This is a genomic window from Streptomyces sp. MAR4 CNX-425, assembly GCF_048656465.1.
Lineage (GTDB): Bacteria > Actinomycetota > Actinomycetes > Streptomycetales > Streptomycetaceae > Streptomyces.
Genome location: NZ_JBMDLF010000011.1, coordinates 92430 through 115918, shown reverse-complemented (window position 1 = coordinate 115918; position 23489 = coordinate 92430). Strand labels below are relative to the sequence as shown.

Annotated in this window: 19 protein-coding genes; 12 read left to right on the top strand and 7 right to left on the bottom strand. The window is 73.2% G+C overall.

Annotation, left to right across the window (positions count from 1 at the left end; translation table 11 throughout):
- The first annotated feature begins 75 nt into the window (after window positions 1-75).
- The 7 genes from ACHZ99_RS27220 to ACHZ99_RS27190 all read left to right on the top strand — a co-directional run bounded on the left by ACHZ99_RS27220 (window position 76) and on the right by ACHZ99_RS27190 (window position 8500).
- Window positions 76-1452, top strand: a complete 1377-nt coding sequence (locus ACHZ99_RS27220) for an MFS transporter (protein ID WP_420307404.1) — start codon at window positions 76-78, stop codon at window positions 1450-1452.
- A gap of 100 nt (window positions 1453-1552) precedes the next feature.
- Window positions 1553-2575, top strand: coding sequence for a BMP family lipoprotein (locus ACHZ99_RS27215; protein ID WP_420307403.1), 1023 nt, complete (start codon window positions 1553-1555; stop codon window positions 2573-2575).
- 178 nt (window positions 2576-2753) lie between these two features.
- Window positions 2754-4406, top strand: coding sequence for an ABC transporter ATP-binding protein (locus ACHZ99_RS27210; RefSeq protein ID WP_420307402.1), 1653 nt, complete (start codon window positions 2754-2756; stop codon window positions 4404-4406).
- Window positions 4403-5506 (top strand): ABC transporter permease, encoded by a 1104-nt coding sequence (locus ACHZ99_RS27205; RefSeq protein ID WP_420307401.1) that lies wholly within the window; start codon window positions 4403-4405, stop codon window positions 5504-5506. The genes ACHZ99_RS27210 and ACHZ99_RS27205 overlap by 4 nt, the downstream gene beginning before the upstream one ends.
- Window positions 5503-6786: an ABC transporter permease gene (locus ACHZ99_RS27200; protein WP_420307400.1), complete on the top strand. Its 1284-nt coding sequence runs from the start codon at window positions 5503-5505 to the stop codon at window positions 6784-6786. Before ACHZ99_RS27205 ends, ACHZ99_RS27200 begins: the two co-directional genes overlap by 4 nt.
- The gene (locus tag ACHZ99_RS27195; RefSeq protein WP_420307399.1) at window positions 6783-7223 is read left to right on the top strand and encodes a cytidine deaminase; all 441 of its coding nucleotides are present in this window, start codon (window positions 6783-6785) and stop codon (window positions 7221-7223) included. The genes ACHZ99_RS27200 and ACHZ99_RS27195 overlap by 4 nt, the downstream gene beginning before the upstream one ends.
- Window positions 7223-8500, top strand: a complete 1278-nt coding sequence (locus ACHZ99_RS27190; RefSeq protein ID WP_420307398.1) for a thymidine phosphorylase — start codon at window positions 7223-7225, stop codon at window positions 8498-8500. Before ACHZ99_RS27195 ends, ACHZ99_RS27190 begins: the two co-directional genes overlap by 1 nt.
- Before the next feature lie 139 nt (window positions 8501-8639).
- On the opposite strand, the gene ACHZ99_RS27185 is transcribed toward ACHZ99_RS27190, so the two are convergent.
- From ACHZ99_RS27185 to ACHZ99_RS27165, 5 genes are all read right to left on the bottom strand, one after another.
- Window positions 8640-9407: a succinate dehydrogenase iron-sulfur subunit gene (locus ACHZ99_RS27185; protein ID WP_420307397.1), complete on the bottom strand. Its 768-nt coding sequence runs from the start codon at window positions 9405-9407 to the stop codon at window positions 8640-8642.
- Window positions 9407-11167 carry a succinate dehydrogenase flavoprotein subunit gene (gene sdhA / locus ACHZ99_RS27180; RefSeq protein WP_420307396.1) on the bottom strand — a complete coding sequence of 587 codons (1761 nt, stop codon included), beginning with the start codon at window positions 11165-11167 and terminating at the stop codon, window positions 9407-9409. The genes ACHZ99_RS27185 and sdhA overlap by 1 nt, the downstream gene beginning before the upstream one ends.
- Window positions 11168-11189: 22 nt before the next feature.
- The gene (locus ACHZ99_RS27175) at window positions 11190-11672 is read right to left on the bottom strand and encodes a succinate dehydrogenase hydrophobic membrane anchor subunit (RefSeq protein ID WP_420307395.1); all 483 of its coding nucleotides are present in this window, start codon (window positions 11670-11672) and stop codon (window positions 11190-11192) included.
- Window positions 11672-12052 carry a succinate dehydrogenase, cytochrome b556 subunit gene (sdhC, locus tag ACHZ99_RS27170; protein WP_420307394.1) on the bottom strand — a complete coding sequence of 127 codons (381 nt, stop codon included), beginning with the start codon at window positions 12050-12052 and terminating at the stop codon, window positions 11672-11674. Before sdhC ends, ACHZ99_RS27175 begins: the two co-directional genes overlap by 1 nt.
- Before the next feature lie 341 nt (window positions 12053-12393).
- Window positions 12394-13017: a 2-oxo-4-hydroxy-4-carboxy-5-ureidoimidazoline decarboxylase gene (locus tag ACHZ99_RS27165; RefSeq protein ID WP_420307553.1), complete on the bottom strand. Its 624-nt coding sequence runs from the start codon at window positions 13015-13017 to the stop codon at window positions 12394-12396.
- 232 nt (window positions 13018-13249) lie between these two features.
- On the opposite strand from ACHZ99_RS27165, the gene ACHZ99_RS27160 reads away from it, so the two are divergent.
- Window positions 13250-15040: a beta-N-acetylhexosaminidase gene (locus ACHZ99_RS27160; RefSeq protein ID WP_420307393.1), complete on the top strand. Its 1791-nt coding sequence runs from the start codon at window positions 13250-13252 to the stop codon at window positions 15038-15040.
- A gap of 106 nt (window positions 15041-15146) precedes the next feature.
- Here ACHZ99_RS27160 and ACHZ99_RS27155 read toward each other — a convergent pair whose 3' ends face one another.
- A complete protein-coding gene (locus ACHZ99_RS27155) occupies window positions 15147-17822 on the bottom strand; it encodes an N-acetylmuramoyl-L-alanine amidase (protein ID WP_420307392.1) in 2676 nt (891 codons plus the stop codon).
- A 484-nt stretch (window positions 17823-18306) separates the two neighbouring features.
- On the opposite strand from ACHZ99_RS27155, the gene ACHZ99_RS27150 reads away from it, so the two are divergent.
- From ACHZ99_RS27150 to ACHZ99_RS27140, 3 genes are all read left to right on the top strand, one after another.
- Window positions 18307-18984, top strand: a complete 678-nt coding sequence (locus tag ACHZ99_RS27150) for an RNA polymerase sigma factor (protein WP_420307391.1) — start codon at window positions 18307-18309, stop codon at window positions 18982-18984.
- Window positions 18984-20147, top strand: a complete 1164-nt coding sequence (locus ACHZ99_RS27145) for a hypothetical protein (RefSeq protein ID WP_420307390.1) — start codon at window positions 18984-18986, stop codon at window positions 20145-20147. The genes ACHZ99_RS27150 and ACHZ99_RS27145 overlap by 1 nt, the downstream gene beginning before the upstream one ends.
- 255 nt (window positions 20148-20402) lie before the next feature.
- Window positions 20403-21134, top strand: coding sequence for an RNA polymerase sigma factor (locus ACHZ99_RS27140; RefSeq protein ID WP_420307389.1), 732 nt, complete (start codon window positions 20403-20405; stop codon window positions 21132-21134).
- Window positions 21135-21333: 199 nt separating this feature from the next.
- Here ACHZ99_RS27140 and ACHZ99_RS27135 read toward each other — a convergent pair whose 3' ends face one another.
- Complete coding sequence (locus ACHZ99_RS27135; RefSeq protein ID WP_420307388.1) at window positions 21334-22242, bottom strand: L,D-transpeptidase family protein; 909 nt, start codon at window positions 22240-22242, stop codon at window positions 21334-21336.
- A 224-nt stretch (window positions 22243-22466) separates the two neighbouring features.
- Between ACHZ99_RS27135 and ACHZ99_RS27130 the strand changes: the two genes are divergently transcribed.
- Window positions 22467-23432, top strand: a complete 966-nt coding sequence (locus ACHZ99_RS27130; RefSeq protein ID WP_420307552.1) for a sulfotransferase family protein — start codon at window positions 22467-22469, stop codon at window positions 23430-23432.
- Window positions 23433-23489: the final 57 nt, after the last annotated feature.

Genomic DNA, 23489 nt, shown 5'->3' with positions numbered 1-23489 from the left:
CTCATGCACCACGGCATCGATTATCGCCGCTTTCCGCATTGGACGCATGAACGAACCCGGCCGTACGTTCGACGCATGCCCGCCCAGGTGAGCGCCCTCCCGAAACACGCACCCGGCGAGCCCGGCTACCGCCGCGTGCTCCTGGCCCTGTTCGCCGCCGGTGTCGCCACCTTCACCCTCCTCTTCGCCACCCAGGCCCTGCTGCCCGCCCTCTCCGCCGACCTCGGCGTCAGCCCCGGCGCCGCCAGCTGGACCGTCTCCGCCACCACCGCCGCCCTCGCGCTCGCCGTGCTGCCGCTCAGCGCGGTCTCCGAACGCTTCGGGCGGCAGCGGACGATGACGTGGGCGCTGGCCGCGGCCGTGCTGCTGGGGCTGGCCATGCCCTTCGCGCCCGACCTGGGTTCGCTCATCGCGCTGCGGACGGCGCAGGGCGCGGCGATCGCGGGGATTCCGGCGTCGGCGATCGCGTTCATCGGCGAGGAGGTACGGGGCCGGGCGGTGATCGGCGCCGTGGGGCTCTTCGTCGCGGGCAACAGCGTCGGCGGCATGGCCGGCCGCATCCTCACCGGCTGGACGGCGGAGGCGTGGGGCTGGCGCGCGGCGCTGGGCACCGTCGCCGTGCTGTCGCTGCTCTGCGCGGTCGCGTTCCGCGTACTGCTACCGCGCGCCCGGCACTTCACCGCCGCGCCGCTGGCGCCGCGGGCGGTGGCGCGGACCGTGCGCGGCCATCTCGCCGACGGGCTGATGCGCCGGCTGTACGCGATCGGGCTGCTGTTCATGGCGGTCTTCGGCTCGGTCTACACGATGATCGGCTACCGGCTGGCCGGCGAGCCGTTCGGCCTCTCCGCGGGCCTCATCGGCTCGGTCTTCGTCATCTACCTCGTCGGCACCGGCTCCTCCGCCGCCGCCGGCCGCCTCGTCGCCCGCCTCGGCCGCCGCGGCACCCTGTACGCCGCCGCCGGCACCACCGCCGCCGGGCTGCTGCTGACGCTGAGCGACTCGCTGGCCGCCGTCCTGGCCGGGCTGGTGCTGCTGACCGCGGGCTTCTTCGCGGGGCACGCGGTCGCCTCCGCCTCCGTCAGCCACGCGGCGACGACCGGCAAGGCGCAGGCGACGGCGCTGTACCAGGTGGCGTACTACGTCGGGAACAGCGCGGGCGCCACCGCGGGCGCGGTCGCCTTCCACGCGGTCGGCTGGCACGGGGTGGTCGCCCTCGGCCTCACCGCCCTCACCGGCGTCACGGGCATCACCTTTCACGCCACCCGGCTGGCCGCCGCGGCGGCCCGTACGGGGGACCCCGCCCAGCCCGGCGACCCGCCCCGGGCACCGGGCCGCGCCCCGGCCGCCGCGGGCCGTCCGGTACCTCCCGTACCCCACGAACCCACAGGTCAGCCGCTACGCACCGGCGCCGGGCGCGGCGCGGGAGAAACCGCCGCGGAGACGATCCGGTAACGGACTCGTTGCCGGAGGTTCAGCTTGGTCTACGCGCGTTACGATGCCCCGGAAGCAGCGCCGGAAAGAGGCGCTTCGCAAGACCGAAGGGGAAGTCCTCTTGCGCCGGGTAACCAAGATCGCCGCCGCGGGCGTGGCAACCGCGGCCCTCGCCTTCACGAGTGCTGCGTGCAGCAGCGAAGACAGCGGCAGCAGCGACAAGGGCGTCGGCCTGGCCTTCGACGTCGGCGGCCGCAGCGACGCCTCCTTCAACGAGTCGGCCGCCCGCGGGTACGACAAGGCCAGGAAGGAGTTCGACCTCGGCGGCAAGGAGCTGACCGCCCGCGAGGGCGAGACCGAGGCCGACCGCGAGCAGCGGCTCACCTCCCTCGCCGAGGCGGGCTACGACCCGGTCATCGGGGTCGGCTTCGCGTACGGCAAGTCGGTCAACAAGGTCGCCAAGGACTTCCCGGACACCACCTTCGCCGTGATAGACGAGGCGTCGCAGGCGAAGAACGTCGCCGGCGTCACCTTCGCCGAGCACGAGGGCTCGTACCTCGCCGGCGTGGCCGCCGCGCTGAAGACCAAGACCGACAAGGTCGGCTTCATCGGCGGCGTGCACAACAACCTCATCAAGAAGTTCGAGGCGGGCTTCGTCCAGGGCGTCCAGGACACCAACCCGGATCTCAAGATCGACGTGAAGTACCTGTACGAGAGCGACATCAAGGGCTTCCAGGACCCGCTGCGCGCCAAGGGCATCGCCGAGGGCATGCTCGACAAGGGCACCGACGTCATCTACAGCGCCGCGGGCCTGTCGGGCACCGGCTCGATCGAGGCCGTGGCCGCGCAGGAGGGCGCCTGGGCGATCGGCGTCGACTCCGACCAGTACCGCGACAAGGCGCTGGCCGACTACAAGGACTCGATCCTGACGTCGGTCGTGAAGAACGTCGACGTGGCGGTCTACGACGTGATCAAGAGCGTCGTGGACGGCAAGCCGCTCACCGGCGACCAGACCTTCACGCTCAAGGACGACGGCGTGAGCCTGGCCACCTCCGGCGGCTTCATCGACGACATCCAGGGCGAGATCGACGCCGCCAAGCAGAAGATCGTCGACGGCGAGATCAAGGTCAGCGACACTCCCTGATCGCGGGACGTGTCCCGGGGTCCGGCGGACGGAGCGGGTCGGCCGTCCGCCGGACCCCGTGCATCTGCCTCCGGCACTACGCGCGTAGCGTGATATGCCGTAACCGCGTCACGTCGCCAGCGCCGTCCAGCACGGCGCTGGCGTACGTCCGCCCCGCATCCACCGCGCTCGACGAGGAGTGTGCGCCATCGCAGCCCCCAGCAGCAGCTCCACGGCACCGGATCCACCGGCCGGCACCGCCGCCGTCGAGCTCCACGGCATCACCAAACGCTTCCCCGGCGTCGTCGCCAACCACGACATCGACATCACCGTGCGCCGCGGCACCGTCCACGCCCTCGTCGGCGAGAACGGCGCGGGCAAGTCCACCCTGATGAAGATCCTCTACGGCATGCAGAAGCCGGACGAGGGCACCATCACCCTCGACGGCGCGCCGGTCACCTTCGCCAGCCCGGCCGACGCCATCGCGCGCGGCATCGGCATGGTGCACCAGCACTTCATGCTCGCCGACAACCTCACCGTGCTGGAGAACACCGTCCTCGGCAGCGAGAAGCTGCACGGCATCGGCGACCGGGCGCGGGCGAAGATCATGGAGCTGTCGGCGGCGTACGGCCTCGGCATCCGCCCCGACGTGCTGGTCGAGGACCTCGGGGTCGCCGACCGGCAGCGGGTGGAGATCCTCAAGGTCCTCTACCGCGGCGCCCGCACCCTCATCCTCGACGAGCCGACCGCCGTGCTCGTCCCGCAGGAGGTCGACGCGCTCTTCGACAACCTGCGGGAGCTGAAGGCCGAGGGCCTGACCGTGCTGTTCATCTCGCACAAGCTCGGCGAGGTGCTCGCCGTCGCGGACGACATCACCGTCATCCGGCGCGGCACCACCGTCGCCTCCGTCAAGCCCGCGGACGTCACCTCCAAGCAGCTCGCCGAGCTGATGGTGGGCAGCGAGCTGCCCACCCCCGAGACCCGCGAGTCGACGGTCACCGACCTGCCGATGCTCCAGGTCGGCGAGCTGCACCTGTCGGCCGTCGACGCCGACGGCGTACCGCGCGAGGTGCTGGACCGCATCTCCTTCACCATCCACCAGGGCGAGGTGCTGGGCATCGCCGGCGTGGAGGGCAACGGCCAGTCCGAGCTCGTCGAGGCCGTCATGGGGCTGCGCGACCCGGACGGCGGCAGCGTCGTGCTGGACGGCGCGGACATCAGCCACGCCCCCACCCGCAGGCGCCGCGAGGGCGGCATCGGCTACATCCCCGAGGACCGGCAGCGGCACGGCCTGCTGCTGGAGGCCCCGCTCTGGGAGAACCGCATCCTCGGCCACACCACCGAGCGGCCCAACAGCCGCGGCGTGCTCATCGACACCGCCGGGGCCCGCAAGGACACCGCGCGGATCGTCGAGGAGTACGACGTCCGCACCCCCGGCATCGACGTCACCGCCGGCTCCCTCTCCGGCGGCAACCAGCAGAAGCTCATCGTCGGCCGGGAGATGAGCCACCGGCCGAAGCTGCTCATCGCCGCGCACCCCACGCGCGGCGTGGACGTCGGGGCGCAGGCGGAGATCTGGGAGCAGATCCGCGAGGCCCGCCGCGAGGGCCTGGCGGTGCTGCTGATCTCCGCCGACCTGGACGAGCTGATCGGGCTCTCCGACACGCTGCGGGTGATGTACCGCGGCCGGCTGGTCGCCGACGCCGACCCGGCGTCGATCACCCCGGAGGAGCTGGGCAGCGCGATGACGGGGGCGGCGAGCGGCCATCTGGAGGACGAGGCGGCGCCGCGGGCGCCCCGCGACTCCGGCGACAGCGGCGACAGCGGGCAGGGCGGAGGCCGTACGGAATGAAACGCCTCGACAGGGACAAGCTGATCACGGCGGTCGGCGCCCCGGTGCTCGCGGTCCTCGCCGCGCTGGCGCTGACCTCGCTGATCATCCTGATCTCCGGGAAGGACCCGTTCCGGGCCTACCAGATCATGATCGAGTTCGGGACGACCGACCGCAGCGCCGTCTACATCGTCAACAAGTCGACGATGTTCTTCCTCTCCGCGCTCGCCGTCGCCATCGGCTTCCGGATGAACCTCTTCAACATCGGCGTCGACGGCCAGTACCGCATCGCGGCCTTCTTCGCCGCGGCCGTCGGCGGCGCGCTGTCGCTGCCGGGCCTCATCCAGATCCCGCTGATCATCCTGGTCGCCATGGGCGTCGGCGCGATCTGGGCGGGCATCGCGGGCCTGCTGCGCACCACCCGCGGGGTCAGCGAGGTCATCACGACGATCATGCTCAACTCGATCGCCGGCGCCGTCATCGGCTACTACCTCACCGCGGGCCGCCTCGGCGAGAAGGACGGGAACCTCACCCACACCCCGAACATCCCGGAGTCCAGCCACATCTTCATGTTCGGGACCTCGGTCGGGGACATCAACGGCTTCGTCGTCTTCGCCGTCCTCGCCGGCTTCCTGTACTGGTTCATCCTCAACCGCACCCGCTTCGGCTTCGACCTGCGCAGCGTCGGCCGGTCCGAGACCGCCGCCGCGGCCAGCGGCGTGGACGTCAAGCGCATGGTCGTCACCAGCATGGTGCTCTCCGGCGCCGTCGCCGGCCTGGTCGGGATGCCGACGCTGCTCGGCGAGTCGTACAACTACGGCACCGACTTCCCGCTCGGCGTCGGCTTCACCGGGATCGCCATCGCCCTCCTCGGCCGCAACCACCCGGTCGGCATCGCGCTCGGCGCGCTGCTCTGGGCCTTCCTGGAGCGCACCGGCACGCAGCTGGAGTTCGAGGGCTACGACCAGAAGATCGTCGAGGTCATCAAGGGCATCATCGTGCTCTGCGTCGTCATCGCCTACGAGGTGGTCCGCCGCTGGGCGCTGCGGGACCAGCAGCGCCGCGTCGGCGAGGAGCTGGCCCAGGCACGTAAGACCGAGAAGGCGGGGGCCGGCGCATGAGCACGGTGAGCAAGACGGGCACTGTCACGCCCGCGGGGCGGCCGCCCGCCGACAGCGGCAAGCGGCGGTTCGGGCTGCCGCAGATCCTGCTGCTGGTCGCCGCGGGACTGCTGCTGCTGTCCGCGGTGCGCGCCCTGACCGACACCACCAACCTCACCGCCTCCGCGCAGATCGGCGGCGCGCTCGCGCTCGCCGTGCCGATCGGCCTCGCCGGCCTCGGCGGGCTGTGGGCGGAGCGGTCCGGCGTGATCAACATCGGCCTCGAAGGCATGATGATCCTCGGCACGTTCTTCGCCGGCTGGATCGGCTGGCAGCACGGGCCGTGGGCGGGCGCGCTCGCCGGGGTCATCGGCGGCGCGCTGGGCGGGCTGGTGCACGCGATGGCCACGGTCACGTTCGGCGTCGACCACATCGTCTCCGGCGTCGCGATCAACATCCTCGCGCTGGGCACCACCCAGTACCTCGCGAAAATCTTCTTCGCGGACGGGGACGCCCTGGAGGCCGGCGGCACCGACAAGCAGTCGCCGCAGGTCGACGACATGAACACGTTCTCCGTGCCCGGACTCTCCGACTGGCTGGGGGACCTGGAGGAGAAACACTGGTTCTTCCTCTCCGACACCGCCGGCATCCTGCGCGGGCTCACCCACGACGTGTCGTACCTGATCCTGGTCGCGGCGGCGCTGTTCGTGCTCACGTACTTCGTGCTGTGGCGCTCGGCGTTCGGGCTGCGGCTGCGGTCCTGCGGCGAGAACCCGGTGGCCGCCGAGTCGCTGGGCGTGAACGTCTACCTGTACAAGTACGCGGCGCTGGCCGTCTCCGGCGCGCTCGCCGGGCTGGGCGGGGCGTTCCTCGTCACGTTCACCCACCTCTACCTGGAGGGCCAGACCGGCGGCCGCGGGTACATCGGCCTGGCGTCGATGATCTTCGGCAACTGGCGGCCGGGCGGCACCGCGATGGCCGCCGGGCTCTTCGGCTTCACCGACAGCCTCCAGCTGCGCGGCGGCGGCGAGGCGGTGCACGCGCTGTTCCTGCTGCTGGCGGTGCTGCTGGCGGCGTACGCGGTGTGGAAGTACGTACGCGGCGGCGCCCGGGCGGCGATCGCGGCGGGCGTGGCGGCGGTGCTCCTCGGGGCGCTGTACGCGGCCACGGACTCCGTGCCGCGCGAGGTCGTGGAGGCCACGCCGTACGTCACCACGCTGGTGGTGCTGGCGGTGTTCGCGCAGCGGCTGCGGGTGCCGAGGTGGATCGGCAAGCGCTACCGGAGGGGGGAGAGCACATGACGGACTCCCCGGGCTCCCCGGACTCTCCGGACTGGGAGGCGCTGCGGCGCGCGGCCCGGGACGCGATGTCCCGGGCGTACGCCCCCTACTCGCGCTATCCGGTGGGCGCCGCGGCGCTGGTGGACGACGGCCGCACGGTCGTCGGCTGCAACGTGGAGAACGCCTCCTACGGCGTCGGGCTGTGCGCCGAGTGCGGCCTCGTCTCCGCCCTGCACGCCACCGGCGGCGGCCGGCTCACCCACTTCACCTGCGTCAACGGCGACGGGCGGCTGATCCTGCCGTGCGGCCGCTGCCGCCAGCTGCTCAGCGAACACGGCGGTCCCGGGCTGCTGCTGGACACCCCGTCGGGCGTCCGGCCGCTGGCCGAGTTGCTGCCGGACGCCTTCGGCCCGTACGACCTCGATCAGAGGTATGAAAGCGAGGGATCGCAGAACTGATGGACGCCATCTCCGTCATCCGCGCCAAGCGCGACCGCGAGCGGCTCACCGACGAGCAGATCGACTGGGTCGTGGACGCGTACACCCGCGGCGAGGTCGCCGACGAGCAGATGTCCGCGCTGGCCATGGCGATACTCCTCAACGGCATGGACCGCGACGAGATCGCCCGCTGGACCGCCGCGATGATCGCCTCCGGCGAGCGCATGGACTTCGGCGCGCTGCCCCGCCCCACGGCCGACAAGCACTCCACCGGCGGCATCGGCGACAAGATCACGCTGCCGCTGGCCCCGCTCGTCGCCGCCTGCGGCGCGGCCGTGCCGCAGCTGTCGGGCCGCGGCCTCGGCCACACCGGCGGCACCCTCGACAAACTGGAGTCGATCCCCGGCTGGCGGGCCGCGCTGTCGAACGACGAGATGATGGCGACCCTCCGCGACGTCGGCGCCGTCATCTGCGCCCCGGGCACGGGCCTGGCGCCGGCGGACCGCAAGCTCTACGCGCTGCGGGACGTGACCGGGACGGTGGAGTCCCTCCCGCTGATCGCCTCCTCGATCATGTCGAAGAAGATCGCGGAGGGTACGGGCGCGCTGGTGCTGGACGTGAAGGTGGGCTCCGGCGCGTTCATGAAGGACCTGGACCGGGCGCGCGAACTGGCCGCGACGATGGTGGAGCTGGGCAACGACCACGGGCTGCGCACCGTGGCGCTGCTCACCGGCATGTCCACCCCGCTGGGGCTGACCGCCGGCAACGCGCTGGAGGTCCGCGAGTCGCTGGAGGTCCTGGCGGGCGGCGGCCCGGCGGACGTCGTGGAGCTGACCCTCGCGCTGGCCGCCGAGATGCTGACGGCGGCCGGCCTGCCGGCCGCGGACCCGGCGAAGGCGCTGGCGGACGGCTCGGCGATGGACGTCTGGCGCCGCATGATCGCCGCCCAGGGCGGCGACCCGTCCGCCCCCCTCCCGGTGGCCCGCGAAACCCACCCGGTCCCGGTCCCGACGACGGGCGTCCTCACCCGCCTGGACGCCTACGCGGTGGGCCTGGCGGCCTGGCGCCTGGGCGCGGGCCGCGCCCGCAAGGAGGACCCGGTGCAGGCGGCCGCGGGCGTGGAACTGCACGCGAAGCCGGGCACGTCGGTGACGGCGGGCCAGCCGCTGCTGACGCTGCACACGGACACCCCGGAGCGGATCCCGGAGGCGCTGGCGGCGCTGGAGGGCGCGTACGAGGTGGCCCCGCCGGGCACGACGGTGGACCGCACCCCGCTGATCCTGGACCGGCTGGACTGACCCGGGGCGCCCCGGACACGGTGGTGACCGTTCCCATCGGCTCCCCCGTGCAGGGGGCGGCGGTCGCCGTGGACTGCACGTCCCTGACGGCCCGGCTCCCGCCCGCCGTGCGCGGGGGCCGGGGCCGGGGCTGCCGCTTCTAGAAGCGCCGCGTGATCAGCGCGCGCTTGACCTCCTGGATCGCCTTCGTGACCTCGATCCCCCGGGGGCAGGCGTCCGTGCAGTTGAACGTCGTGCGGCAGCGCCACACGCCGTCCTTGTCGTTCAGGATCTCCAGGCGCTGCTCCCCCGCCTCGTCCCTGCTGTCGAAGATGAACCGGTGCGCGTTCACGATCGCCGCCGGGCCGAAGTACTGGCCGTCGTTCCAGAACACCGGGCAGGAACTCGTGCACGCCGCGCACAGGATGCACTTCGTCGTGTCGTCGAACCGCTCCCGGTCCTCCGCGGACTGGAGGCGCTCCCGGGTGGGCTCGTTGCCGTGGGCCACCAGGAACGGCATCACGTCGCGGTACGCCTGGAAGAACGGCTCCATGTCGACGATCAGGTCCTTCTGCACCGTCAGGCCCTTTATCGGCTCCACGGTGATCGGCTTCTCCGGCGCGATGTCCTTGATCAGGGTCTTGCACGCCAGCCGGTTGCGGCCGTTGATGCGCATCGCGTCGGAGCCGCAGATGCCATGGGCGCAGGAGCGGCGGAACGTCAGGGTGCCGTCCATGTCCCACTTGATCTTGTGGAGGGCGTCGAGGACCCGCTCCTTGGGGTCGATCTCGACCGGGAAGTCCTCCCAGTACGACTCCGCCGCCGCCTCCGGGTTGAACCGGCGGATGCGGAACGTCGCGGTGATGTACGGGGAGGGCGCCGCGCCCGCGGCGTCCGCCTCGGCCTTGTCCATGACGGGGGTTGCCATCAGTACTTACGCTCCATCGGCTGGTAGCGGGTCTGCACGACCGGCTTGTAGTCGAGCCGGACGGTCTCCGTGCCGTCGTCGCCGACCTCGCGGTACGCCATGGTGTGGCGCATGAAGTTGACGTCGTCGCGGTTCGGGTAGTCCTCGCGGTAGTGGCCGCCCCGCGACTCCTTGCGGGCGAGCGCGGAGATCGCCATGACCTCGGCCAGGTCGAGCATGTTGCCCAGCTCGATCGCCTCCAGCAGGTCGGTGTTGAACCGCCGGCCCTTGTCCTGGATGCTCACGTTCTTGTACCGCTCGCGCAGCTCCGCGAGCTTCTCGACCGCCTCCTTGATGGTCTGCTCGGTGCGGAAGACCATCACGTTCTTGTCCATCGTCTCCTGCAGCTCGCGCCGCAGCTCCGCGACCCGCTCCTGCCCGGAGGAGTCCCGCAGCCGTTCCACCTCGCCGACCACGAACGCCGCCGGGTCCTCGGGCAGCTCGACGTGGTCCGCCGTCGCCGTGTACTCCGCCGCGGCGATGCCCGCGCGGCGGCCGAAGACGTTGATGTCGAGCAGCGAGTTGGTGCCCAGCCGGTTGGCGCCGTGTACGGAGACGCAGGCGACCTCGCCGGCCGCGTACAGCCCGGGGACGACGGTGGTGTTGTCCGCGAGCACCTCGCCGCGCACGTTGGTGGGGATGCCGCCCATCGCGTAGTGCGCGGTGGGCTGGATCGGGATCGGGTCGGTGTACGGCTCGATCCCCAGGTACGTGCGCGCGAACTCGGTGATGTCCGGCAGCTTCGCGTCCAGCTGCTCCGGCGGCAGGTGGGTGAGGTCCAGGAAGACGTGGTCGCCCTCGGGGCCGCAGCCGCGGCCCTCGCGGATCTCGGTGTAGATGGCGCGGGAGACGACGTCGCGCGAGGCGAGGTCCTTCATGACGGGCGCGTACTTCTCCATGAAGCGCTCGCCGTCCTTGTTGCGCAGGATGCCGCCCTCGCCGCGCGCGCCCTCGGTCAGGAGGATGCCCATCCGCCAGATGCCCGTCGGGTGGAACTGGAAGAACTCCATGTCCTCCAGCGGCAGCCCGCGGCGGAACACCGACGCCTGCCCGTCGCCGGTCAGGGTGTGGGCGTTCGACGTCACCTTGAAGAACTTGCCGTTGCCGCCGGAGGCGTAGACGACGGCCTTGGCCTGGAAGACGTGGATCTCGCCGGTCGCCAGCTCGTACGCGACCACGCCGGCGGACCGCTTCACCCCGGTCCCGGCGTCCTCGGTGATGAGCTGGTCGAGGACGTAGAACTCGTTGAAGAACTCCACGCCCTCCTTCACGCAGTTCTGGTAGAGCGTCTGGAGGATCATGTGGCCGGTGCGGTCGGCCGCGTAACAGGCGCGCCGCACCGGCGCCTCGCCGTGGTTGCGGGAGTGGCCGCCGAAGCGGCGCTGGTCGATGCGGCCCTGCGGGGTGCGGTTGAAGGGCAGGCCCATCTTCTCCAGGTCGAGGACCGCGTCGATGGCCTCCTTCGCCAGGATCTCGGCGGCGTCCTGGTCGACGAGGTAGTCGCCGCCCTTGACGGTGTCGAAGGTGTGCCACTCCCAGTTGTCCTCCTCGACGTTCGCGAGGGCGGCGGCCATGCCGCCCTGCGCGGCGCCGGTGTGGGAGCGCGTCGGGTACAGCTTGGTCAGCACGGCGGTGCGGCTGCGCTTCGTCGCCTCGATGGCGGCGCGCATGCCGGCGCCGCCCGCGCCGACGATCACGGTGTCGTACTTGTGGATCTGCATGAGGGGAACCTCTTCGCCCGCGTCAGCGGATGTTCGGGTCGAAGGTGAAGATCACCAGCGTGCCCAGGAGGACGGTGAAGACCGTGGCGGCGTACAGCAGCATCTTCAGCCAGAAGCGGGTGCCGTCGCGCTCGGCGTAGTCGTTGATGACCGTGCGCAGCCCGTTGGCGCCGTGCAGCATCGCGAGCCAGAGCATGAGCAGGTCCCAGCCCTGCCAGAACGGGGACGCCCAGCGGCCGGCGACGAAGGCGAAGCTGACCTTGCTGACGCCGCCGTCCAGCACCAGCTGGATCAGCAGGTGGCCGACGACGAGGACCGCGAGCACGATCCCCGACAGCCGCATGAACACCCAGCCGTACAGCTCGAAGTTGGTGCGGGAACGGCCGGTCGACCGGGCGGTGCGCGGCGTGCGGGCGCGCGGGGCCTCGATGAGCGGGGCGGGGTTGTCCGGGGAGTACGCGGCGGAGGAGCCGGTCAGTTCGACATCGGAGGTGGCCATGGTCATCAGCTCCCGAACAGCTCTCGCGCGGCGTGACCGAGCACCGGATAGGCCGCCCCGGCCATGAGCACCGCCCAGATCCCGACCACGGTCCACAGCATCGGCTTCTGCAGCCGGACGCCCTTCGACCAGAAGTCGACGGCGACGACGCGCAGCCCGTTCAGCGCGTGGAAGAGGACCGCGGCGACGAGCCCGTACTCCAGCAGCGACACGATCGGCGTCTTGTACGTGGCCACCACGTCGTCGTACGCCTCGGGAGAGACCCGCACCAGGGCGGTGTCGAGGACGTGGACGAACAGGAAGAAGAAGATGAGGACGCCGGTGACGCGGTGCGCCACCCAGGACCACATGCCTTCCCGGCCGCGGTAGAGCGTTCCAGCCGGCACGGAAAAAACCCTCCGGAAACTGATCGGGGGCCGGCCGTCAGGGCTCGGTACTGCACTGTCGGTCATGACCCGGCCGGGTACGGTCCACCGGCCTTCGCCATCGTAGCGACGGTGCGTCGGCACACCGGTCATGGGGGTGCAGGTGTGATCAATCAGGCACGCGCGTGGCCTAACGCCGCTGGCGGGCGTGGGGATCGGGGCGGTTACGCCCCTTTTCGCCCGGCGGTGCCGGGCCCGCCCGCGCCGGGCGCCTGGGTATCGGCCACGCGCGCCCGCGTGCCGTGGGCGAGTGGGGGTTGCGGATGACCGCACGGCACTGACGGGAGGGAGAGCCGAGGCGGTTACGCTCCCTTGCGCCCGTTGGCGCGGGGCGTCGCCGGGCCCGATGCCAGCAGGCGGGTCAGCCGGCCGCGGGCGAGGCGGCGGAGTTCGTCGGCGGCGACGAGGCGCTCTTCGTCCGGCTCACCGCCCAGGCGGGCGCGGATCGCGGCCAGCGTGCGGTCCAGCCGCTCGCCCTCGGGGCAGCCGTCGAGGCACAGGACGAAGGCGTGGCCGAAGCGGCTCTCGTACGCGGCGTGCGCGGCCCGCAGCGCGGTGCGCTCTGCGGGCCCGGCGCCCGGGGGCAGGGCGGCGGCCTCGTCGCTCAGCGCGCCGGCGACGGCGCCGGGGGCGAGGTCGTAGCTGGCCTCGTCGGCGGCGGCGAGGAGCGCGTCGAGGTCGGGGTACGGGCGGTGGGCGGCGAGCCGGCGGGCCCAGTGGCGGTCGTCGAGGCAGCCGAGGAGGGCGCGCTCGGCGTCGGCGGCGGGCGCGGCGTTGAAGGCGGCGAGGCCGGCGGGGACGGCGGCGCCGGTGGGGACGGCGGCGCCGGTGGGGACGGCGGCGCCGGCGGGCGGGGCCGCGACTCCGGTGCCGGCGGCGCCTTCCGTGCCGGCGGCCGGGGCGGCGTGCGGGGCGGATGCGGGCAGAGCGGTCTCCCTGGTGCGTGGATGGCGTGCCGGGCGCGCGGGCGCGCGCCGGGGACGGCTACGGTCGAACAGCGCTGCGCCACGCTAGTGTCCGGAACCGAACATTCCGGTCGCATCGGCCGGGAGTTCACCCGTACGGGAAGGTTTATCGGAATGAGTCGACAGGAGTCCTGATCGTCCCCACGCTGCGCCCCCACACCCTGTCCGTGGCCGTTCGGGAGGTCCCCACCCCATGCGATTCCCGCCGCGTACGCCCCGCCGCCCGCACCGCTCCCCCGGCGGCCGGCACGCCCGCCTCCCGGCCGCCGGGCCGCTCCGCGCCCTCCGCGGCCCCCGGCGCGCGCTGTACTGGACCGTGGCCGCCGCCCTCGCCGCCGCCGCGGTGCTCCTCGCCCTGCGCCCCGTGATCGACGGCGGCGACGGCGGACCGGAGGGCGGCGCCGCGGCCCAGCGCCCCGCGCACGGCGGCACCGCGTCCGCCCCCACCGCCGACGAGGACGCGGCCGACGACGCGGACCGCCGCACCACCCCGTCCCGGGCCGCCGACCGGCGCAAGCCGCTCCCCGACCCCCGTACCGTCCCCGCCGTCCGCTCCTTCGAGCGCGCCGACGGCACCGGATGGCGGCCCGTCGGGCACGCGCGCGTGGTCGCCGGGGACGGCGAGCTGCTGGACGAGGCCATGCGCCTCGGCGGCGAACTCGGCATGCGCTACGCGGACGACGACGGCAAGGACGGCGGGGGCGGCGGCACCCCCGGACTCGGCCGGCGCGCCGGCGACGTCCTCCTCCGCCTCGACCCCCGCCGCCCCGGCGGCCCCGAGGCGTACCGCATCGACGTCGCCGACGGCCGCGCCACCGTCACCGCCGCCACCGACACCGGCGTCTTCTACGGCACCCGCACCCTCCTCCAGGCCGTACGCGCCGACGGCGGCGTACCGGCCGGGCGCGTCGACGACCGTCCCGACCGCCCGCAGCGCGGGTTCATGGTCGACATCGCCCGCAAGCACTTCAGCGCCGCGTGGCTGTCCGACCGGCTGCGGGAGATGGCCGACCTCAAGCTCAACCAGCTCCACCTCCACCTCTCCGACGACCAGGCATTCCGCGTCGAGAGCGACAGCCACCCCGAGGTGGTCTCCGACCCGCACCTCACCAAGGCGGAGCTGAAGGAGATCGTCGGCCTCGCCGCCGAGCTGCACATCACCGTCATCCCCGAGATCGACTCCCCCGGCCACCTCGGCGCCGTCCTCGACGCCCACCCCGGCCTCCAGCTGAAGACCCCGGAAGGCACCCCGGTGCAGGGCGCGATCGACATCTCGAAGCCCCGCGCGGCCCGGCTCGTGGACGACCTCTTCAAGGAGTACGCGCCCCTCTTCCCCGGCCCGTACTGGCACATCGGCGGCGACGAGTACGTCGCGCTGATGTCGAGCGACCCCGACGCCCGCTACCCGCACCTGGCCGCCGCCGCCCGCGAGCGCCTCGGCGCCGGCGCGACCGTCGCCGACCTCACCGCCTCCTGGCTCAACGAGCGCGCGGACACGGTCAAGAAGCTCGGCAAGAAGGTCAAGGCGTGGAACGACGGCTTCATCCCGGGCGCGAAGATCGGGCCGGACCGGGACCGGGAGGTCGAGTACTGGACGGGCAAGGAGGCGTTCGCGCGCGACCCGCAGGCGTTCCTGGAGGACGGCCGCCGGCTGGTGAACCTCAACGACGAATATCTGTACTACGTACTCGGCGAGCCCAACGACTTCACCTACCCCACGGGCGAGCGGATCTACAAGGAGTGGACACCGGCGGTGCTGCGCGGGACGCGGCCGGTGCCGGAGCGGCTGGCGGGGCCGGAGAAAGTGCTCGGCGCCCGGTTCGCGGTCTGGTGCGACCTGGCGGGGGCGCAGACGCCGCGGGAGGTGGCCCGGGGCGTGAGGCTGCCGCTGGCGGCGCTGGCGCAGAAGGTGTGGGACCCGCGGCGGCCGGAGCTGACGTGGGGGGAGTTCGCGGACCTCGCGGGGACCGTACGGGAAGGGTGACGCGGGCGGAGCGAAGGGCAGACCGGACGGGCACGGCGAAGGGGCCGCCCCGCACCTGCGGGACGGCCCCTCACCGGAGGGTCCGGAGGACCGGAAGGGCCGGCGCCTACGGCGCCAGCTCACCCCCCAGCCGGCCGGCGTTCGGCGTGCCCAGCGCGGACCGGTTGTAGTGCACCGCACCGGACGGCGACACGCCCTGGCTGCCGGCGTCCAGCTGGAGCAGGGTGCCGTCGAAGGAGTTCTCACCCAGCGCGCCGATGACGAGGTCCGTCCGGGCGTACCCGGACAGGTCCGCCAGCACCACCGCCGTGCCGAGCCGGTCACCCGACTCGCTGGCGCCGCCGATTCCGGGGGTGTCCTGGTGGTACATCTTCGGCGAGCCGGACGCCGTCGACAGCCCCGAGGAGGTGCCGTACAGCAGGAGGGACGTGCCCGAGTCGGTGCGCTTGACCCCGTCGCGGGTGGCGTCCTCGCGGTAGACGCCCACGAGGACGTCGGCGCGGCCGTTCATGTCGACGTCGCCGACCGCGACCGAGTAGCCCATCGCGTCGCCGGCCTCGGACGCGCCCGGCACCGAGCCGGAGGACTGGTGGACGACCTGCTTGCCGGTCGTCGTCAGCCCGCTCCGGGAGCCCTTCAGCAGGGTGATCTGGCCGCCGTTGTGGGATCCCGACTCGCTCGTCCAGGGCTGGCCGACGACGAGGTCGGGGTAGCCGTCGCCGGTCACGTCCCCGGTGGCCACGGACCGGCCGCCCGGCACGTCCAAGCCTCCGGTGATATCCAGGCCGGCCGACGTGCCGCGGAACACGTCGAGGTGCGCCTTGCCGTCCGGGTCGCGGTAGGTGAGCGCCGCGTCGTCGTAGCCGTCGAGGTTGAAGTCGCCGACCGCGGCGTCCGGGTGGTCCACCGTCTCGGACGCGAACGAGCCCCCGCGGCGGTTGCCGCCGTCGAGGTCGCGGACGGCCCACTCCCGGGCGCCGACGCCGAGCACCTCGTCGCGGCCGTCGCCGTTGAAGTCGCCGGCGGCGACCGCCGAGCCGAACTTGGCGCCCGCCAGGGGGGAGTCGGCGCCGAGGGTGACGTTGACGCCGGAGTCCAGCCCCGGCCCGTACAGGACGGTGACCACGCCGCTGTCGGCGTTGCCGGCGGCGTCGTCCTTGTTCGGGGCGCCGACGACGAGGTCGGCGATGCCGTCGTCGTTGAAGTCGCCCCACTCGGTGTCCGTGCCCCAGGCGTCGCCGGGCTGGGCCGTGCCGGGCACGCCGGCCCGGTCCTGGGTGAGGACGCGGGTGCCGTCGGCCACCGGGCCGTTCTCGCCGCCGGGGACGACGAAGACCGCGCCGGAACCGGTCTGGCCGCCGCCGTTGGCCCGCGGGATGCCGGCGACGAGGTCGCCGCGGCCGTCGGCGTCGTAGTCCCGGGTGGGCAGCGCGTGCGAGGCGCCGGGGGCGTCGGCCATCTTGCGGATCCGGCCCAGCCGGGAGTGGAGCCGGTCGCCGGGGCAGGCGGTCACGTTGACGTCGGAGTCCGCGCCGTACGGGCGGAAGCGGGCGTCCTTGTGACCGGAGATGTTCCGCATGGTCTGGGGGTCACCCGCGGGGACGAGCTCGTTGTTGTCGTTGTACTTCAGCGGCGTCAGCTCCGAGGTGCCGGACGGGTCCACGCCGTACTGGCCGAGCTTCCAGCCGGCGATGCGCGCGACGGCCTCCAGCGCGGCCGGGGGCGGGTAGCTGTGGGTGTGGTAGTCGCCGAGGATGGCGATGCCGGTGGAGACGCTGTTGAAGTTGAGGGTGTGCGCGCCCTGCACCGCCTGGTCGATGCCGCCGGCGCGGCCCTCGAAGATCCGGCCGCACTTGTCGACGACGAAGTTGTAGCCGATGTCGTTCCAGCCGTTGTCCTGCACGTGGTACAGGAAGTCGGCGCGCACCATGGCGGCGGAGTCGGCGCACGTGTAGTTCACGGCCTCGGCCGTGTGGTGCACGATGGCGGCCTGGACACCGTCGGGGTTGTACGTCGGCGGGTCCTCGACCAGCGACTCGTCGGCGCCCCAGTCGGCGCGGCTGATCACCGGCGGCGCGTCGACGGGCGACTCGGGGCCCGGGCCGGGGTCGGCCTGGGTGACGGCCGCGGCGGGGGCCATGCCGGTGGTGTACGAGGCCGTGTCGAACGAGTCCGTCGCGGACCCGGCGCCGGGAGCGGGCGCCGCCAGCGCCGCCGGCTCCGCGTCCGCCTCCGTACCGGGCTCCGTGCCGACGCCGGCGTCCTGCGCCTCCTCGGCCTCCTCCTGCGTGACGCCCGGGTCGACGAGCGCCACCTTCAGCCCGCCGGGCAGCGGCGTGCTCGTGCCGTCCGCGCGGACGACCCGCGCCTCCACGCCGTCGGACGGGCCCACCCACAGCGGCTCGGTGGCGCCGCGCATGTCCGTCGTGAGGCCGTCGGCGGCGCGTCCCTCGGCGTCCAGCGCGTGCCAGTCGCTCCACTCGCCGGTCTCGGCCGAGCGGGTGCGCACCTGGGCCACGCCGCCGAGGTCACGGCGTTCGTTGCTCCAGGAGATGCCGACCATCGAGAACTGCTCGGTCGAGGTCCGGTCCGACTCCTGCCGGGCACCGCCCCCGGCCAGGTCGACCTTGTGGACCGACGACTCGCGCGGCTCCAGCCCGGCCACGGCCGGGTCGACCGAACCGGAGCCGGTGTCGGTGTCGGCCACGGCGACGGTGACCGCACCGGTGCCGCCGAGCACGACCGCGCCCAGGGTCAGCCAGGCACGTCTGCGCAGGCTCAACGGCCGGTACGCATGGGTTCTTCGCGGACTCAATTCCCGCCCCTTCGCTTCACACGCGTGCGTTCGTGCACACCTGACACACGTACAGCGCCAGCGGGGTCGAAAACGTGTCAGGGCACCCTGATCCGCACAAAGAAGACGGCCGGAGCCGCTACCCCCCACAGGAGCTGCTCCGGCCGTCGGCCTCAGGTGCGGGTGCCCGTTCGCACCCGCTGTAATACTCAGCGCCAGCGGGCCCGGAAATGTCACAGCGGCCCGTCACGGGCCCCGCCGGGGCCGCTCGGCCGCCTCCCGCGGCGGTGCGGACCGGCCCCGGGTGTGTTGCGCAGGACACTCCGCCGCCGTAGCGTGCACATCGCGCCGGACCTCGGCGCACAGGTATTCGTTTCGACGACTCGCTCGACGGTCCGCCCAGATCCGGGGGTGCTCCGCAGATGTGTCCGCGTGTACTGCGTCTCCTGGCGCCACGGACCGACTGACCACCGTGCAGGGGGAATACGCGGAAGACACCGCGCTGTCCGGCGCGGTGCACGCTGCCCAGCGTGGTGACGAGGCAGCGTTCCGCATCGTCTTCCGGACGGTGCACCCTCGCCTGCTCGGATACGTACGCAGCCTCGTCGGCGACGGCGACGCCGAGGACGTGACCTCCGAGGCGTGGCTGCAGATCGCCCGCGACCTCGGCTCGTTCACCGGGGATGCCGACCGCTTCCGCGGCTGGGCGGCCCGGATAGCGCGCAACCGCGCGCTCGACCACGTCCGGATGCGGTCGCGGCGGCCCGTCTCCGGCGGCGACGAGACCCAGCTCGCCGACCGGCCGTCGGACGCGGACACCGCCGAGGAGGCGATCGAGGCGCTCGGTACGGGCCGCACGATGGCCTTCATCGCGCGGCTCCCCCGCGACTACGCCGAGGTCGTGGTGCTGCGCGTGATCATGGGTCTGGACGCCAAGCGCACCGCGGAGGTCCTGGGCAAGAGCCCGGGCGCGGTGCGTACGGCGGCGCACCGCGGCCTCAAGCAGCTGACCGCGCTGATAGAGAGGCCGCAGGAGGAGCGCGGGGACGAGCGCGAAGAGGGGCACGAAGAGGGGGACGTTCCGCCCGGGGAAGGGCAGCAGCCTGGCGGTGTGACGCAATCAGCCGCGCGGACGCTTAAGGAAATGTGATGGTGGACGACCGGTACGGCTGGCTCGACGAAGACGTCGCGGAGCGACTGCTTCGCGGGGAGCCGCTCGACTTCGCGGACGGCTCCGGCCGCCGTGGGCGGCACAGGCGCTGGTCACCGGAGGACCGGGCGGCGGCCGAGCGGCTGGCGGCCGTGCTGGCCCGGGTCGCCGAGTCGGGCCGGCCGGGTGAGAACGGCCGGGTGCCCGGGGAGCAGGCCGCGCTGGCGGCGTTCCGGGCGGCGCAGAAGAGCACCAGCCGGGCGTCGGCCGCCGAGTTCGCCGCCGAGTCGCCCTTCGACGGGCGCCGGGAGCGGCGCCGTTCCGGCGTCGTGCGGCGGCTGAAGTCGCTGCGGCTGAGCGTGGCGGGCGCGGTGGCGGCGTGTGCGCTGGGCGGGGTCGCGGTGGCCTCCGGCACGGGTGTGCTGCCGGCGCCGTCGTTCATCCCGGACAGCGGCGGCAACCGGTCGCCGAGCGTCGGCGTCACGACGTCGGCCGAGACCCCCGGCGACGACGACGGGAACGGGTCCGTCGCGGAGGGCGGCAAGGGGTCGGGCAAGGACGGCAAGGACAAGGACTCCGGCGCGGGCGGCAAGGACACCAAGGGCGCGGGCGGCAGCGTCGGTACGGACCCCGACCTGCCCGGCCGCGGCGTGATCGGCGACATCAACGGCCAGCAGCCGCCGAACAACCCCGACACCGAGGCCGTCCTGGACGAGCTGTGCCGCGACTTCCTCGCCGCCCACTCCGGTACGGGCCCGATGCCCGGCCAGGGCCGGCTGCGGGTGCTGGAACAGGCGGCCGGCGGCCCGGAGGCGGTCCCGGCGTACTGCTCGAACCGGCTGGACGTGAAGACCGGCACCCCCGGCGGCGGCACGGGCGGCGCTGCGGACGGCGGCAGCACGGGCGGCGGCACGGAGGAGCCGAGCAGCCCGAGCCCGTCGAACCCGACATCCCCCGGTACGGACCCGGGCGGCTCCGGCGGCTCGGACGGGGACACCGACGGCGCCGACGGCGGCGACACGGGCGGCGACGGGGAGGAGGGCGGCGACCCCTCGTCGAGCCCGAGCCTCGGCATGTCGGAGTCCCCGCGCGCGCCCACCCCGACGGCGACGTCGACGAACAGCGCGCCGGCCCCGACGACGTCGGCCACGGTCACCGGCTGACGCGTCGGCGCCCCGCGCCGCGGCAACGCGAACCCCGTCCCCCAAACCCACTCCGGCCCGGAGACTTTTGCCCCCGCATGACCGAATCGGGCGACGGCTTACCCGAATCGTCATACAGTTGTACGGGCAAAAGTGAGGGGTGCCCACGTCAAACGTCCCTGATGTCTGGCATGGTGGCACTGTTCTGTTCGATTCCGGATGTGGCTGGGGCAGCGGCCTGACGGAGAGCGCGCGGGGGCGCGGGCACGGTGCACAGTGCCGCAGGCCGATCACGAGGCTCACAAGGTGGGGGAAGTTCACGAACCGGCTGCCGCACGGACGGCGCCGGGAGACAAGGATGCGGACGCGGACCTGCAACCGCTCGTCCGCCGGGCGCAGGCAGGGGACGACGCGGCGTTCACCGCGCTGTACCGGCGGCTCCAGCCCGTACTGCTGGCGTACCTGCGCGGCGTCGTCGGCGACGACGCCGAGGACGTGGCCGCCGACGCCTGGCTGGTGATCGCCCGCGACCTGGGCCGGTTCCGCGGCGACGGCCCGTCGTTCCGCGGCTGGACGGTCACGGTCGCCCGGCGCCGCGCGCTCGACCTGCTGCGCCGCGAACGGCGCCGCCCGCAGGGCGTGCTGCTCGACGAAGGCGTCCACGACCTGCCCGCGGAGCGCGCCGCCGAGGATCACGCGCTGGAGTCCCTGGGCACCCGGCAGGCGCTCACGCTCATCTCCGAGCTGCCCCGCGACCAGGCGGAGGCGGTGCTGCTGCGCACCGTGGCGGGGATGCGCGCCACCGACGCCGGGGAGGTGCTGGGCAAGCGGCCGGGCGCGGTGCGTACCGCCGCCCACCGGGGGCTGCGGCAGCTCGCCGAGCTGGTGACGTCGGCGGCCTGGCGGGAGCGGAGCCTGGAGCGCGCGGCCTTCACGGCGGCCGCGAGCCGCCGGCCCGGCGACGCGGCGAGGCAGGAGGAGCGGCTGAAGCTGGGCCTGGGCGCCTGAGAAGGAAGAGGAGGGGGTGGCGCGGGCGGTGCTGGGGGAACGCAACCCGCCCGCGCCAAATGCGCTGAGCCGCAGGTACGGGGGGAACCCCGGCCGAGCGCTGGGCCGATGACCAGTCGGCACATCACTTACAGCGTCGGCGGCGGAGAAAGTGTCACAGCCACAGCTCAGCCGCTCCGTGCCGTACCGCGGCGCCCGCTCAGCTGTAGACGACCACCTTGTCGCCGACCCGGACGTCCCCGAAGAGCTTCGCGACCTTCCCCTCGTCCCGCACGTTCACGCAGCCGTGCGAGGCGCCGGCGTAGCCGTTCGCGGCGAAGTCCTCGGAGTAGTGGACGGCCTGGCCGCCGCTGAAGAACATCGCGTAGGGCATGGGGGTGTCGTACAGCGTCGAGACGTGGTGCCGGCTCTTCCAGAAGACCTCGAACACGCCCTCGCGGGTCGGCGTGTACTGCGACCCGAAGCGCACGTCCATCGCCGCCAGCACCTCGCCGTCCTTCATCCAGCGCAGGGTGTCGCTGCGCTTGCTCACGCACAGCACCCGTCCCTCGGTACAGCGCGGGTCGGGCTGCTCCATGGTCTGCGAGGTCGGCGGGTACAGCTCGTCGCGCGTCGGCTCGTCCGTACGGGCCAGCAGCCGTTCCCACGTGACGACGTCCGTCTCCCCCGTGCGCGGCAGGCCGCGGTCCTTCTGGAACGCCGAGACGGCGGCGGCGGTGATCGGGCCGTAGTACGCGGTGGGGCCGCGGTCGAAGACGCCCTCCGCGCGCAGCCGGGCCTGGAGCTCCCGTACCCGGTCGCTCTCGTCGCCCTCGGCCATCAGCACGTCGGGCCCCTCGGGCGTCGGGTCGGCGGTCGGCTTCTGGGACGCGGACGCCTCCGACTCCGGCTTCTTCGTCTGCGTTTGCGTCGGCTTCGGTTTCGGCTTCTGCGTCGTCGGCGTGGCCGACGGCTCCGGCCGCACGGACGTCGACGGAGACTCCGAAGCGCCCCCGCCACCGCCGGCCGCGTCCGCCGAGGCCGAACACCCCGCCGCCACGAGCGCCGCCCCCGCGGCCGCGACCGCGACGGCCGTACGTATCGAACGAACTCTCCTGCACACGCTCATATGTACTGGACGCAATTCGTCCACCCCCCGGTTGCCTCCCGTAAGTCCTCGAACGATTCTCTCCCCGGTCACAGGTCGTCCGGAACCCGGAGCGTGCCGTTGCCTGCCGGACACCTTGCGTTTGCCGGGACCCCCTGGAATGGCCCGCCGGCCTGACGGGTGCGCGCGTGCGCGCGCGTTGCCGGGCCGTCCGTGATCGCCGCTGGGAGAGTGTGGGTGTGCACATGAACGGGGTCGGCAAGGGACTCAGGCGGCGCGGGCGGCTGTTGGCGCAGGCGCTCGGCCCCCCGCAGCGCGCCCCCCGGCGCGACTCCGCGCCCGCGCGCGGAGCGGGCGCGGGGCGCCCGGGAGCCCCCGGGGGCTCGGGCGGTTCGGGTGGTTCGGGTGGCTCCGGCGCTTCGGGCGGCTCCGGCGGGGCGCGGGAGGCGTACGTCGCGCCGCGCGCGCCGCGCCTCGTCGAGTCGCCGGTCTTCGTGCTGTCCTCCGTACGCTCCGGGTCCACCCTGCTGCGCGTACTCCTCAACAGCCACCCCGAGATCCGCGCCCCGCACGAGATGCACCTGCGCACGCTGCACGTCCAGCTCACCCGCCCGTACAGCGCCCGGGCCATGGAGGGCCTGGAGCTGGACCGCCGCGAGCTGGAGCACCTGCTGTGGGACCGCGTGCTGCACCGGGAGCTGGAGCGCAGCGGCAAGCGGATCATCGTCGACAAGACACCCGCCAACGCCCTCATCCGCGACCGGCTCGCCGACTGCTGGCCCGGGGCCCGCTTCCTCGTCCTGCTGCGCCACCCGGGCGCCGTCGTCTCCTCCCTCGTCAACCGCCGCAAGGACCCGGACCTCGACGCCATCCACCGCGAGGTCCTCGACTACGGCGAGGCCCTGGAGTCCGCCCGCACGAACCTGGGCGCGGCGGGGCACGTCCTGCGCTACGAGGACCTGACCGCCGAGCCCGCGGAGACCACCCGCGCCCTCTGCGCGTTCCTCGGCGCCGAGTGGACCCCCGGGATGCTCGACTACGGCGAGCACGACCACGGCACCTTCCGCCCGCACATGGGCGACTGGAGCAGCAACATCAAGTCCGGCCGCATCCAGCCCGCGCGCGAGGGCGACCACGCCGAGGGGCTGCCGGACCGGCTCGCGGAGATCGCCGAGCTGTGGGGGTACAAGCCCCCGGCACGGTCCCGGTGAACGGACGCCGCCCGGCCACTGTCAGTTCCGGAAAGTAGGCTTGCCGCTACAGTCCGT